The organism is Actinoplanes cyaneus (assembly GCF_016862095.1).
In the GTDB taxonomy this organism is placed as follows: Bacteria; Actinomycetota; Actinomycetes; order Mycobacteriales; family Micromonosporaceae; genus Actinoplanes; species Actinoplanes cyaneus.
Genome location: NZ_BOMH01000036.1, coordinates 184,740 through 198,316, shown reverse-complemented (window position 1 = coordinate 198,316; position 13,577 = coordinate 184,740). Strand labels below are relative to the sequence as shown.

10 protein-coding genes are annotated in these 13,577 nt (G+C 62.1%); 6 read left to right on the top strand and 4 right to left on the bottom strand.

Translation table 11 applies throughout. The features are described 5' to 3' along the window. Nucleotides 1-99: 99 nt before the first annotated feature. Both Acy02nite_RS23360 and Acy02nite_RS23355 read left to right on the top strand, forming a co-directional pair. On the top strand, nt 100-843 hold the full coding sequence (locus tag Acy02nite_RS23360) for a hypothetical protein (RefSeq protein WP_203743899.1): 744 nt from the start codon (nt 100-102) through the stop codon (nt 841-843). 71 nt (nt 844-914) lie between these two features. Then, the gene (locus tag Acy02nite_RS23355; RefSeq protein WP_203743897.1) at nt 915-1,676 is read left to right on the top strand and encodes an endonuclease domain-containing protein; all 762 of its coding nucleotides are present in this window, start codon (nt 915-917) and stop codon (nt 1,674-1,676) included. A gap of 619 nt (nt 1,677-2,295) precedes the next feature. On the opposite strand, the gene Acy02nite_RS23350 is transcribed toward Acy02nite_RS23355, so the two are convergent. Beyond that, nucleotides 2,296-2,658 (bottom strand): hypothetical protein, encoded by a 363-nt coding sequence (locus Acy02nite_RS23350; protein ID WP_203743895.1) that lies wholly within the window; start codon nt 2,656-2,658, stop codon nt 2,296-2,298. 848 nt (nt 2,659-3,506) lie between these two features. On the opposite strand from Acy02nite_RS23350, the gene Acy02nite_RS23345 reads away from it, so the two are divergent. Both Acy02nite_RS23345 and Acy02nite_RS23340 read left to right on the top strand, forming a co-directional pair. After that, nucleotides 3,507-5,654, top strand: a complete 2,148-nt coding sequence (locus Acy02nite_RS23345) for a DEAD/DEAH box helicase (RefSeq protein WP_203743893.1) — start codon at nt 3,507-3,509, stop codon at nt 5,652-5,654. 4 nt (nt 5,655-5,658) lie between these two features. Then, nucleotides 5,659-6,348 carry a DUF2290 domain-containing protein gene (locus Acy02nite_RS23340; RefSeq protein ID WP_203743891.1) on the top strand — a complete coding sequence of 230 codons (690 nt, stop codon included), beginning with the start codon at nt 5,659-5,661 and terminating at the stop codon, nt 6,346-6,348. A gap of 240 nt (nt 6,349-6,588) precedes the next feature. On the opposite strand, the gene Acy02nite_RS23335 is transcribed toward Acy02nite_RS23340, so the two are convergent. Both Acy02nite_RS23335 and Acy02nite_RS23330 read right to left on the bottom strand, forming a co-directional pair. Further along, nucleotides 6,589-7,593 (bottom strand): PDDEXK family nuclease, encoded by a 1,005-nt coding sequence (locus Acy02nite_RS23335; protein ID WP_203743889.1) that lies wholly within the window; start codon nt 7,591-7,593, stop codon nt 6,589-6,591. A gap of 147 nt (nt 7,594-7,740) precedes the next feature. Continuing rightward, complete coding sequence (locus tag Acy02nite_RS23330; protein WP_203743887.1) at nt 7,741-8,667, bottom strand: hypothetical protein; 927 nt, start codon at nt 8,665-8,667, stop codon at nt 7,741-7,743. Between the two features lie 139 nt (nt 8,668-8,806). Between Acy02nite_RS23330 and Acy02nite_RS23325 the strand changes: the two genes are divergently transcribed. Next, nucleotides 8,807-10,267, top strand: coding sequence for a hypothetical protein (locus Acy02nite_RS23325; protein ID WP_203743885.1), 1,461 nt, complete (start codon nt 8,807-8,809; stop codon nt 10,265-10,267). A gap of 84 nt (nt 10,268-10,351) precedes the next feature. Here Acy02nite_RS23325 and Acy02nite_RS23320 read toward each other — a convergent pair whose 3' ends face one another. After that, nucleotides 10,352-11,848: a hypothetical protein gene (locus Acy02nite_RS23320; protein ID WP_203743883.1), complete on the bottom strand. Its 1,497-nt coding sequence runs from the start codon at nt 11,846-11,848 to the stop codon at nt 10,352-10,354. 593 nt (nt 11,849-12,441) lie between these two features. Between Acy02nite_RS23320 and Acy02nite_RS23315 the strand changes: the two genes are divergently transcribed. Then, nucleotides 12,442-12,894, top strand: coding sequence for a Panacea domain-containing protein (locus Acy02nite_RS23315; RefSeq protein ID WP_203743881.1), 453 nt, complete (start codon nt 12,442-12,444; stop codon nt 12,892-12,894). Nucleotides 12,895-13,577: the final 683 nt, after the last annotated feature.

Here is a 13,577-nt window from a genome sequence, read left to right as displayed (position 1 = left end):
GCCCAATGCGGGACGGCGGCCGACTCGGAGAAAGAACGGGCTCCCTCACCCAATTGACCCAAAGTAATGTTGTCGATACTTAGGGAGAGGGAGTCGTCGATGGTGAAGCCGCCGCTAACCGTCCACAATGCCGCGATCGCCACCGCCCGGGTGGAGATCAAGACGCTGACCGTCTCCGGGAAGCAGGTCACCCTCGCCGTCTTCCGGCAGCTACGAGAAGAGCCACTGCTCGGCTACGACGGCACTCTGGCAGGCCAGCCCTGGGGTGTCGTCAACTACCACCCGGACAAGTGTGCCGCCCTGCCCAGCCACTGGCATGTGGTCTGGCAGCACGACGCCGACCTGCTGCGCAGCATGGTCCCCACGCAAGCAGTGCACGACGAGTTCTGGCCTGAGGAGGGTGACCGACTTATCACCGCAGCCGTGCGCGACATCGTGCTTCACGGCAGCACCTCGCTATTCACCAGCGAACTGCCGCTCTTCGAACTCACCAGGGAGCCGTCGGGCTACGACCGGGGTGAACGGGCCAAGCGAGGCATCCTTCTCCAGGATCCCTCCCTGCCGGTGCGAGCCGATCTTTCCGAAGCCGGCCGGCGAGTCGTGAGCGCGATGCGCGCCCGGGACCGGGCCCGGAACTACTCCAGCGGCCTGCCGGAGGCGGAGAGGAACCTGGACATCTGCATGGACTCGTTGCAGGCCGAGATCGCCGAGTACGGCGCCAGCAACAACGAGCTGCTCGACGAGTACCGCGCCGCCATCGCTGAGGAGGTCGCCCGGCGCAAGCGCCACGTGGAGGCCCGCAAGGTCATCGCTGATCTGCCTCAGCTGTTCATCGCCGTCTGAGCCGCACTCGCGTCAACCTGCGAGGTCGGGCAGGGCGGGAACGCCCTCCGGGTGAGAAGTCAGGAGTCGGGGTGTCATCGAGGGACCGGATAGACGCAGCTCGGCGGGAGGGAGCAGCTCTTGTCTGGATTCCCGACAAGAGTGACCAGACCAGTGGCATCGCTGGCGACAACTACAAGGCCGAGTTCCCTGAGTTCGATGATCCGCCTCGGTGGCTCCGCAGGACCTGCCGGGTGAGGCACCCTATCCAGCTTCCTGACGGCCGGTGGGAGCTGGCCCGGCATTCCCTGCAGAACGTGGTGTGGGCCAGTGTCGACAACTTCGGAGCTGTTCTGGTGATCAAGGACGGCAAGAAGCTGAGCAAGTGCGGGGAGCTGTGCCAGACCGCCGAGGGACCTGATTGTGACTGCTCGTGCCTGGGCGAGACCCATGGCCAGCTCGGAGGCCAAAGATGGATTCCTGTCACTGATTTCCAGGTCTTCGAGCGCAAGGAAGGCAAACGCTCCGTCCGCATGCACCTGCCGCCCGGATCGTGGAAAGAGGCAGCCAAGCCCTACACCGGCGAGCTGGAACTGATCCAATATGCGATCGGGTTGAAAGCTCGAAAGAACTGGCCCAAGGCCAACGAGTTTTTCTGCGCCTCGTGCTTGATCCGGCGGGCGCACATCTGGGACCACTGCCATGAGCACGGGTTCGTCCGCGCGCCTCTATGCACCCCATGCAACACCTGGCACTGGAAGGGGTGGAGAATCCCACCCCGCGAAGCAGCGATCGTAGACACCAGCTACCTCCGATACTGCCCGGAACACCGGACCCGACGCTGCTCACCCTGACAAGCCTGACCGCGAACTGCCCGATACACGGCTGGTAGCCCAGTCAGCGGCAAGAGAATAAACCTGTTGGGCATAGAATGCATCACTGATCAGTTGGCCAGAGGGTATTACTCGCGCGATTTCTCTTCTGAGCTGATAGGTGCTGTGAGATAAAGACACAGGCCTCGGGTTCTGATTTACGGTGGCGCAATATACCCCGAATTTGATGGATCATCGGGATCCAATCCTGATCCAGATCCGCGAGAACTTCTGCGTTCAGACGAGCGCCGCCGTTCTGATCTTCTAGCTTCAATATAGGCGTTGATAATGGTTTTCATCGCCCGGCGGCGCTCGCGTAGCAATAGCTGACGAATCGCTCCGGCTGCCACTAAGAGCGTCACTAGCAGCATCGCAGCCAGAACGGAGAGCGGAATATGAGTCCCCAATACGAAAATTGCACCACCCGTAACCGACGCGGCGACCCCGACCGCCAACCCGGCCATTACTCGCCACAGCAAGACAGCGGCAAAATCGGCCGGAGGAAGGTCGGCGGGTATCCCCCTCCGAACCTCACCGGTCGCCGGAGAGTATCTCTCCACGATTAGCTTGCGTCGTCTGAGCAGGTAAGATCTTTCGCTCATCACCCGAACAGCTCCTTGGCGATCTCAATCAGGTCCGCTATCATCATTAGTAAAGCGAACCCTATGGTGCCAATCGCGAATATTACTGAGATTGCATCTCGCGCAGTTGCGGATACACCCTCCAGGTCAAAGTAATGCAGTAAGGCGTCCATCCCATAAGAAAACGCCGTGAAAAATATCAAAAGGATGCCATCCAGTACGACATTAATCGCCATCTTCGAGCGCCTACGAACGCCGAGGTTTAGAAAGTCTGACGCTGTGGAGTTCAATAGATGCACTGCCTCTGGCAAATCCGGCGGGGAGGCCTCCCAGTTCTGAGATGTCGCTTCGTCACCGTGTTCGGAATCGGTAGGGTCGGCCACTGTCTGAACTCCAGGCGCTATACAGATCCACTTGATCCTAGAGCCAACGGCGCCCCGAACCCTTAATATCGATTACTATGATCTAATTGGTCGAACCGACCCTGGCCGAGATACCCGGAGTAATGCCGCTTTCTTCAACACTGCGTGCTGCACTCTCATCGGCACGGTCGCGTGCTGATCGCAACTACGTTCCGGGGCCATGAAGGCCAGCAAGGATGTAATTCGGGTGTCGGCCGAGGTTCTTAGTGGGCCCGTCGTAGCGGATGTTTGGTCGGCGTGCCGAGCGGCGGGCTGGACGTCGCGGAGGCTGACGCCGGCGGCGAGCATGGTGATGACGAAGGCGTTTCGCAGCATGTGCGGGTGAACTTCGGGATCTGTAGGTACGCGGTCTCGGCCGATTCCCTGAGTCGCGGGGTCGCCCGTGCCGGTCTATTCGGCCTGACCTTGCCGCTGTTGGCAACGCCCGCCCTCCTGCGCCCGCACGCAAATGTCATACCCCCCTGCGATCCTGCGGGGGTGATTGTCGAGCGAACAGGCCGGGCTTCCGCCGGACCCTTCCGCACCAGGGCGGGTGTGGTTCCAGTCAAGCGCACTCCGGCGTCGACTCCCGACCAGGCGATCGTTGCCACCAACCGGCAGAGACAGCCCTCGGTTACGGCGACCGTCGCCTGCCCGCCAAACGCTGCGGCAGCGCCCATTTCTTGCCCACGAGCCCGCTCGGGCACACCAAGCAACGGTGTCCGTCGGCGCGGTCACCTGGTCGAGGACGCCAGGACCACAGCTGCCGGGATGCCTGACGACCTGCACTACCCTGATCGCTTAGGCAGCATTCGCTACAGGAGGACCTGGTGAGCCTGGACGTCGTTTACGGTGAGAGCCGCGACCGTGAGTCCGCGCGCCGCCTCGCGCAAGCGCTGAAACCCGTAGTCGCCGACGGGACTATCTACCTGGCCTACCCGGTTTTAGCGACTGCCGACGAGAAGGTTCAGGTCGACGCGTTGCTGGTGAGCAGAGAACACGGCCTTGTCGCATTTCTCATCGCCGGTGATCAGCCGACCACGGCCGAGGACTGGAAGCGTCACGTCGACGCGCAGGACCGGCTTTATTCCACACTGGTAGCGAGCCTGCGCCGTCACGAAGGACTTCGCTCAGGCCGGCAGCTGGCCGCAGAGCCTCAGACAGCCACGGTGTTCGCCGCACCGGTCGCCGCACCCGACGGCGTCGACGGCTGGTACGGCGACTTTACGGAGATCTCTTCCTTCGTCGCTGGGCTCGACGGCATCGAACCGGAAGTTAAACACAACCTCGAGGCCGCACTCCAGCGGGTCGCCACGATTAAACCCGCCAAAAAACGAGCAGGCGTCAACACTAGTTCCAGCCGCGGCGCGGTGCTGAAAGAGATCGAGAAGGGAATCGCCAACCTCGACCGATGGCAAAAGGCCGCGGCGATCGAGAGCCCCGAGGGCCCGCAGCGCATCCGAGGACTCGCGGGATCAGGCAAAACGGTGGTCCTGGCACTCAAGGCCGCCTACTGGCACGCTCAGCATCCCGACTGGAATATCGCAGTTACCTTCCACACCCGGGCGCTGTATCAACAGATTGCCGACCTCGTCACGCGGTTCACCTTTGAACACGCCGCCGATCAGCCCGATTTCGAACACCTTCGGATCATGCACTCGTGGGGGTCACCGGGCCGCACAGGCATCTACAGCCTGATCGCCATGGCGCTCGGCGAGACGCCACGAGACTACGCGTACGCCCGGGGAAAGTACGGGATGGAAGACGCCTTCCGCGGCGTCTGCGCGGAACTGCTAGATATCGCTCGCAACGAGAACGTACGGCAGATCTTTGATGCGGTCCTCATCGATGAAGCTCAGGACCTTCCACCTGAGTTCTTCCAATTGGTCTACCTGTTTACAAAGGACCCAAAAAGGATCGTTTGGGGCTACGACGAATTCCAAAAGCTCTCTGAGGCAGCGATGCCCTCGACCGAGGAACTGTTCGGAACCGGCGCCGACGGCGCCAGCGTCATCTCCCTCGATGCGCCCGAAGATGCTCCGCGGCGTGACATCGTGCTTCCTGTGTGCTACCGCAATACACCGTGGGCCTTGGTCACGGCGCACGCTTTAGGTATCGGCGTCTACCGCGAGCCCGACGGCCTGCTGCAGCACCCCGACGATCCTAAATTGTGGAAGGACGTCGGCTACGACGTGATCAACGGTTCGTTGCAGCCGGGTGGACCCGTGACCCTCGCCCGCCGGCCCGACAGTTCACCTGAATATTTCGATCGGTACCTGCGCCCCGAAGACGCCGTTGTTATCCGCTCATTCGACGACGAGAGCAGCCAAGACCAGTGGATCGCGGAACAGATCCATACCAACATCACTGAAGACGAATTGGAACTCGACGACATTCTGATCGTCCTACCTGACACCTACCGATCCAAGTCTCGCGGCCCCCGCATCATGCGTGAACTGCGCCGCAAAAACATTAAAAGTCACCTGGTTGGTGTGACCACCAGCCAGGATGCCGTATTCCGTCCAGACTCGGTGGCCATCGCGCACATCTTCCGCGCCAAAGGCAACGAGGCACCGATGGTGTACGTCCTCGACGCCCAATACGGGGCAGCCCAATTCAACCGGGTCAGCCGACGCAACACCATCTTCACTGCCATCACCCGCAGCCGGGCATGGGTGCGGATCACCGGCTGGGGTGACGACATGACCACCATCTGCAACGAGACCCGGAAGATCATCGACAACCAGTACCGGCTGTCGTTCACTGTCCCCACCGACGTCGAGTTGCAAAGACTGCGCCACGTCCACCGAGGGCGCTCAGTCCGCGACGAGGAGAAGGTCCGCAAGGCCACCGAGGGGATCACTACCTTCCTCGAAGCCGTGGAGAAGGGCGAACTCGGCCTCTACGACATCCCCCCAGCGCTACGCACTCAACTCGCTCGCAGTCTCCAGGAAGACGCGGCTGACTTCGACGAGTAGCGCCATGGCCCCGGAGAGATTCTCGGCGCGACTCCTGGCCGATCAGATCACCAACGTGACCGACTTCCTCCTGGAAGCGGATCTCGCGTTGTACTGCAACCCGCTCTCCATGACGGACCGGCGGATAGCATGGCACGCCACCGACCCGGCGGCCGCTTTCCTGGACGGGCACGGCCACGCAACCATCGACGACTACCGGAGGTGGGTAACCGACGGTCAATACACGTGTGTACTGTTCGACGGCTCCCTCCTACAGATCTCGTATGAGATCTCTGAACGCCGTGTGTGCTACCACCGGCTCGCCTACATCCCCTGTCCCTGGGACTTCGATCAGAGCCTGCTCACCGAAGGGCTCCCGCTCGACGAAATCATCGACATGTACCGCTCAACCGATGCGATCTCCATGCGATCACCGGTAAGGTTCGACTTCGACCCTCGAGCGGGGCGGATCGGTCACCCCATTGCGCATCTGACCTTCAACTCCGTCGACTGCCGAATAGCTTGCGTCGCGCCAGTGCATGTCCATAGATTTGTAGCGTTCGTCTTCCAGCATTTCTACGCAGCGTTGTGGGACGCTCATCCCGGGTTTTTCAAATCTGCCCCGTACCAACATCTGGGTGAGCCGATCATTCTGCCCACAGAGGTAGACGATATGCACATATCGTGGAATTCGCGGCTTCGCCGGACCGCCTGACACCGCGAACGCGTGCCGTTTGTCAAGCCCGCCGTTTGACCGCCCGGTTTCAGACTTCCTTCCGGGGAAGGCCTACAGCGAAGAAGTGTGCTCGCCACGCAAACCCTTGCCTGAATGCCCGCCGCCGTCGCCCATGTAGGTCGCCGGCGCCGCACTGTAGGTGCCCGCCTGAACCCGTGGTGAGGCGCTGATCGCGTGGTAGCTACTGCTGGCTGTCCGCCGCAGCTGTCTCGTTCCGCTTCACGCGTGGAGTTCGGCGGCAACGCTGTCGAGGTGATCCATTACAGCTCGGATCATGTCGGCCACTTGGTGGCGGTCGACGTAGCAGACGTCGAGCTTGAATTGGGTGGCGAGGCGGACTTGCTTGTCGTGATAGAAGACCGGTGCGAAGTCACGAAAACCCATCAGCCCGCCGTGCTTGTTTGCGGTCAATACGGCCGAGTTCTTCACGACTCGCTGGATCGTGTCGAGAGTCATCGCGTGGTGTAGATCGACCGCGAGGTGGCGGGCCGTCGTCTGTGCCTGTGGCGTTGGGTCGTTGAAGCTGACCTCGATGTAGGGGCGGAAGAGCCACGGGCGTTCGGGACGGTCGCGGCCTTCGCACCGCAGGTCCACGCCCAGCCAGGCGTCGTTGTGTCCGGGATGCCGGCGGTATGCCAGCAGCATCGGGTTGCCCGCTTTGGTGCGCAGTGCCTCCGCTTCGTCTCCGAGTGCAGCGGCGATACGCCGGGTGATCAGGTCGGGGATGTACCAGCCGGTGGCTGAGCCGATCAATCCGTCCGCTTGGCGGTCCCACTGCTGGAGCAGGCTTGTCATTTCGCCGGCGAGCCAGGCGGCATGCGGGTGTGCGCTGCTTTGCCACGCGCCGAACAAGTCGATCAGACTGAGCGGCTGCCATGGTGCGGGTGGCGCACCAGTGGTTCCGCCGTCGAGAGTGCAGTACATAAGGCGGGGAGCTTCGGCCAGGTTTGCGGCCCACTCTGCATACCGCTCGAGCTGATCTCCGTGCTCGCCCGAAGCACCTTTCAATTCCAGTATCGCGACGGGCTCAGCGGTACCCACCCGACAGACCAGCAGATCGAGGCGGCTACGGCGCCCACCGGCTCTCGCCTCGCGCAGCGCGGTGTACTCCCCCGCGGGCAGGCTCAGTACCTCGGCGAGCGGAATCGGATCGAGTTCGACGAGGTACGCGAGCAGGTCACTCGCGGTGTTCTCCTGAGCCATCAGCCGGCCGAGCGCACCCATCCTGGGAGACTATCGAGCGACGCTCGCAGCCATGACCTGTCTGACCTACCCATGCCAGTCGGTTCCAGACTCCTGGTCCGTGGGCGTGGCGGCTGGCGTGCTGTGCCGTACAGGTGTGTCGGGGATGAACGACTGTGTCCGCCGGTTCTACCAGTGACGCCGCCGGTAGACCTTGACCTCGCGCACGGGTATCTCGGACCAGTGCAGCGGACGGTCGATGACGGGGCGGGCGAGGTAGGGGGTTATCCGGTCTCGTTCATGTTCTTCGGCGAATTGCTCCGCCCGCGTGGTGTCGCCGGCAAGGTCGAGCGCCTTGATGAGTTGTACGACGAGTAGATCGAGGCGGTGATTCTCCGCTTCGGCGGCCGTGAGGCGTTCGTGGGCGGCAACGGCGCGATGGCCGCACCATTGCCGTAGCAGCTCGTGCTCGGGGCGGACGTACTTGCGGTACCACTCGTACTCCCATTCCGGACTGGAATGTTCGCCCTTGCGGAAGGGATGGGGGCCGCCGTGTTTGCACTTATGTCGGACCTTAGCCTCCTCCTCGATCACGTACTGCAGGATCGTGTGCGAGTGAGCACGGCAGGCGATCTCTGCGATCAGGAGCGTGCCGGCGGGTGAGGCAACTGTGCCGTCGTCTGTGGTGAACCAGGGGACCTTGCTGAGGATCTCCTCGGCGGGCGCCTGGAGGATGTCGTCCAACGCTCCGACGTCTTTGATGATCGTTGCGTCTTCGACCGGGCGCCAGTCCAGCTCCGCCACCTCCTCCGGGATGAGAACGGAGTAGACGGTGAGGACTGCGCTGCGCTCGACTGAGTCAAGGTCGAAGTCCGCGATGCGCTGCCAACTCGCTTGCTGAGCGTCGTACGCCTCGACATCTGCCCATCGGACTCTCAGCCGCGACGATGGCACGATTTGTACGCGGTAGCTGTCGTCGGGGAACTCCACCTCGATGCTCGCGGTGGTCTTTTTCGGTGTGACAGCCTTGATGCGCACGCGTTCGGAGGGTGCCGTGTCTCGCAGCCGGTAGGCCCATTCGTCGCCGACGACGTACCGCGATGCATCGAACGCCACCTGAATCCCCTTCGGATGCCGACCTGCGCGAAGCATTGTGACCCGGGTGTACAGGACAACTCTGACATCAACCGATGGCTTACGCCCATCGGATGACGAGGGCCTATGCCGACAGGGAGTGGCTCGATATAACTAGCCGATGGTCGACATCACGGCGCCACTGAAGTCGCATCAGGTCGAGGTGCTGCGTTGGGTGGGGGCCGGATGTCCCGAGGCGGAGATGCCCGGCGAAGGCGCGAAGCTCACCGCGCGGGCGTTGCAGGGTCGCCGCCTGGTCATGGTGTCACGTCGGAGCGGCCGGTGGTCCGCGGCCCTGACCGAACGCGGCCGCTACTACCTCGGCAACGGCCGCTATCCGGAGCCGACTGACGCAGCGAGCAGTGCCCCTTGGGAGGGCCCTGCGACGCCGGCGGCTCCCGAAGGACGTGGCCGGCGGCCGACGGCGCAGTCAGCACTGATCCAGGAAGCGACCGTGCTGATCGAGCGGCTCCAGACCAGTGGCGGCACCGTGGTCGTGCCGGGCCCGGACGCCGATAGCCGGGCGAGTTATCGACGTGCCATCCACGCTGCCAAACAGCACAAACTCGTGCCGGACGGGTACGACCTGCGGCACACCGGCCGCAACACCGGTGACCTCGTCATCTGCCTGTATTCGGCAGCGCAGCCCTACGACACCGATTGGAATCGGCTACGGCTCGGCCAAGGCGACGATCGCGCCACAGCGTCCGCCGATTACAGCGCCCTCGAACAGGACCCCACCAACCTGCGGGTAGCACCCGAATCGGTCCCGCGGGTGCTCGCGGTGCTCAAGGCGATCAACGACGCCGGGTCAGCAGGGAGATGCCGCGTCGGCATCAACCTCACCACGAAGGCTCCCAAACCGTACGTCAAATTCGGTAGTACCCGGCGCTCGCTCGACTTCATCGAGGAGTACGACCAGGTGCCCCATGTACTTACCGTCGAGGAACGGCGAACAAAACGATTGCGACCCTGGGCACACATCCCGGAATTCGACAGCGTTCCCACCGGCCGACTCCGGCTCGAGGTCAGCAAGTATCAGTCCGACCGGCGCCTCACCTGGCGCGATACCCCGACCAGGAGTTTGGAACAGCAGGCTAGCCGCATCGTCGCCGGCATCATCAAGGCCGTCGAAGAGCAGCAGCAGGTTGCTGCGGCTTTCCGGAAGCGCGAGCAGGAACGCCAGGCCGCAACGCGACTCGCTGAACACCGGGCATCCGAGGAACGACGCCGCCGCGATGCCGAGCGCAGGACTCGGTGGGAGCACGCCATCACGAACGCCCGTCGACTCGCCATCGAGGAGCACCGCAGGACGACGTTCAACACCGCGATGAAGCAGTGGCAGAAGGCCGTCAACATGCGGGAGTTCTGCAACGCCCTCGAACATGCCGCTGCTGATCAAACGGCTTATAGAGGTGAGCTCAACGCCTGGCTGGCCTGGGCACGCGCCAGGGCCGACAACATCGATCCCACTGTCGGCACGCCCGCCCTCGCAACTATTAACTTCGCCATGGAGCCGAGCACGGAGGACTTACGCCCGCACTTGGACGGATGGAGCCCACACAATCCCGTGAAGGAATAACGGTCTGCCACGGTCAGCTTTCTTGCAGATTCGCGGCCAAAGGTTCATTGGGGACATGAGGCGGGTTAATACCTTCGCATGCTTCTATTTGCCGACGATCTCAATCAGGATGGGTTTGATTCGATCCCAGGCTTCGTGAACATCTGCACTGCTGGCGAACGCGTCGGGCTCGTGGTTTCCTACATTGAGCGCGGACGTGGTGCCGGCAAACTGCGCTGCAGGCAGGGCACCCCTGCGATTAATTGTATTGATCAGCGCCGTCATGCGGGCGTCACTCTGATAGGCCTTGGCGAGTTCGGTGACGCAAAATGCGAGATTCCTACCGGCCAGCCGGTTTTGGCGTGCTGTCACGAAGTGGTCTTTGATTGAACATTCGAGCACCGTGCGCAGCAGGTCGTACGCGGCGTTCGGAAAGTCTCGGAGGTCTAGGCGCTTCAGCTCTTCGAAGCGGCGCCGCAGGCCAGACGAAGATCCCTTGTATTCGAATCCTTCCATGTCTAGCCTTGAACGAGTGTCGCCGCGGTTGGGGCCACGTGGGCTAGGACTTGCCGGTTCAGTCCGATCTGGCTTACCGGGCTTGCCAGCGGCAGCCTGGCCAACCGCACCGCTGGTTGACGGATCGGGGCGACCGGCTGTGGTGGGAGCTTCCAGTCGTTCGCCGCCAGTGACTTCGGCTCCACGCTGTCGGCCGTCAGACGTATTCGCAGCTGGCGAGGACTCGCTCAGCAGGATGTCGGCCGCATCGTCGTTATTGCCGGCGACGATGCGGGCCAGCTCCTTCGCAAACGTTTCGTGCTCGGGCTTGGCCCTCTGTAGTTCCGCCGAGCGCGTGTTGAGCGTCCTAGCCTTGAAGCGCCCCAGCAAGTACTGCAAGCCACGGCGTTGCCCCGCTGACAGCCGTTTGGAGGCAAGCAGTCCATCCTTGTTGAACGAGAGGCCGAGCGCCTGCTGAACTTTCGGCAAGTCGTATGCATACTCAAACGCCGTCATCTTCAAACGGCTTTCTTGTACGAATTCGCCGAGTTCGTGATCGTCGTATCGGATGCCACGGATTAGTTCACGCATCTCTCCCATACGAATGAAGCCGACAATAGACTTTGCTTCGCTAGGATAGAGCAACTTCAAATCATTGACGGAAACGTTCGCGGACAGCTGAGCGTGGTAGAAGACGGCCTGCTGCTCACGAAGCCAGGCCTTCTTCGGGTTGCGCGTGTGGAGTCGGGCTAGCAGGGGCTGCGCCGCCGCCCGGGACGGCGCGACCATCACACGCACCCGGGATAGCGGCTCGGCCTGGGGATAACGTTCCAGTAGGCGCTCGACCTTGAGGGCCGACTTGCCGAGTAGCGCCGGCTTAAGGATCGCTTTGAGAGCGGCGGCTCGTCGGTTTGCTTCTAGTACGACGTATCGCCCGCGTTCGACTACTACGACCGGCAGCTCATTGTCTAGATAGCCGTCACGGAGAATGTCTTGTATCAGCTCCAGAAGGTCGGCCGCTTCGACGAGATAGTTTGCGATCGCGGACTCGTCGAGCTCGCCACCCGGAATCCGGACATTCTGGAGGTCGAGGTCAAGCTCGCTCAAATCGCGTTCCTCGATTGGCCAGGGTGCAGCCACCATGCCTCCAGATCAGTATCGCAGGCGACGGCCTCGGACGCCGACGTCGTGGCCGCTGGAAGGTTCCGCGGCGCCACTCCAAGATAGGCTGTTGCTACCCGGCTAAGGCAACAGGATATTGAGCTGCCTTTACACGATGCGGCAACCCTGGTGGTCGCCACGGTGTGCTCACCCGCGGCTGGTCACGGAGCAATCGACGTCGGACACCGCCCTTCTCAACCCTTCTCAACGCGCCTGTCTCTCCTGTCGGCCAGCATGGTTCCTGCTGGCCGACATCGGCGGTGGACCTGCCGTCGCCGAAGGCGCCCGGATACCCTTCCGCTTCGCCCCACTCGCAACGACCACCCAGTCACCGACTTCCCGGCCCTGGGGCGCAGACGCCCAACTTGCCCCCGCACTGCGATTGGGCGGGATCGCGGCTGCTCTGGCGGGGTGGGTTGAGGCATACTGGCAACAGGACAGCCAGGACCGGCGGGGCACGGCCTTTAATGCAACCACCAAGAAGTTCGACGACTTCGGTCGCGGCGGCCGTCGTCATCTCATGCGGGGAAGGGGGAACCGTGGCCGAGGTGCTGGACGTGGCAGCCTACATCTTGGATAAGGCTGGCCCTATGAGCGCGATGAAGTTGCAGAAGCTTTGTTATTACGCGCAGTCGTGGCACATGGTGTGGGAGAGCCGACCGCTTTTCGACGATAGAATTGAAGCGTGGGCTAACGGCCCTGTCGCGCCGAGCCTCTACCGAGTGCATAGAGGAAAGTTCACCGTATCGTCCAGCGACATTCCTGGCGATGCAGATGAGCTAGATTCCGGCGAGAAGGAAAGCATCGACGCCGTGCTTGAGTTTTATGGGACCAAGGGCGCGCATGAGCTGAGCGAGCTCACGCACCGCGAGACTCCTTGGGTAGAGGCTCGAAGATCGGCCGGCCTGGCACCCATGGAACCTGGGACGGCGGAGATTTCGCCGGCTTCGATCGCCGAGTATTACGATGGTTTGACTTCAGCGGAAAATTAGCGGGTATCGCTTGTGGGACGAGATCGTTCGCGGAACAAGAAGGTTCCGGGTGCCGCAGCGCTCCAAGTTCCAACTGGCAAGCGGGTCCCTGGAGCCGCAGGTCGACCGCCAAGCGTCTTGCCTCCGTCGGATGAAAAGTTGGCGATACGGTGGACGTATTTCGACTTCGACGGGCCTTGGTGCCTCGTGAACTCGCCGTCCGCAACGATAGTCCGGCTTCTAAAAAAGTTGCGCGAACTCGAGTCCATGTATCCGAACGAGGTTTTTTCAGGCGGAGAGCTAGGTAAAGAATACAATGTTCCGGACCTCCCGAATGATAAGGCTCGCGCCCGCCTCGTCGAACTGAGGTTCGATGACCAGACCAGGATCGCCAGGCTTCGGATCGACGGTCCCGGGCGTCTTTACGGATTCCGCCAAGACCGCTTCTTCTTCGCCTTGTGGTGGGATCCTCATCATGAGATCTGGCCGAGCCAAAAGCGAAACACCTAGTCGAAGCATTTGACTAAGACGACTTCAGGTAGCCGTCTGACAAGTATGCGGATGACTGGAGCGCTGCTCAAGCGATGGCGGCATCCTAACCTCAGATCCGCCCTCTGCTGAACGGCAGTGATCAGCCTCCCGTAGCTTCGCATCAGGCCGAACCTCCGCTCTGCGATGCAATTATTATCGGCGAGACCCTTTCA